This window comes from Streptomyces murinus, assembly GCF_002154555.1.
GTDB lineage: Bacteria > Actinomycetota > Actinomycetes > Streptomycetales > Streptomycetaceae > Streptomyces > Streptomyces murinus.
This window is the reverse complement of record NZ_MUNF01000768.1, coordinates 1-297: the sequence shown is the minus strand read 5'-3', so window position 1 is coordinate 297 and position 297 is coordinate 1. Positions and strand designations below refer to the sequence as shown.

Annotated in this window: 1 protein-coding gene; it reads left to right on the top strand. The window is 74.4% G+C overall.

What is annotated here, in order from left to right; all coding sequences use genetic code 11:
* On the top strand, positions 1 to 297 hold a 297-nt coding region (locus CCN72_RS41060), incomplete at both ends, for an AMP-binding protein (RefSeq protein ID WP_483027296.1).

Here is a 297-nt window from a genome sequence, read left to right as displayed (position 1 = left end):
GGCGACGGGAGTTCATGATCCGGGACGCGGGCGCCCACCTGGTCCTCGACGACCCCGCCGAGATATGGGCGGCCCAAGGACCGGAGTCGGCACCCACGGACACCGACCGCGCCCGCCCGCTGACCCCCGCCCACCCCGCCTACGTCATCTACACCTCCGGCTCCACCGGCACCCCCAAGGGCGTCGTCGTCACCCACCGGGGCCTGGCCTCCTTCGCCGCCGCGGCCGCCGAACGCTACGACGCCCTTGGGGGTGCCGGTGGAGCCGGAGGTGTAGATGACGTAGGCGGGGTGGGCG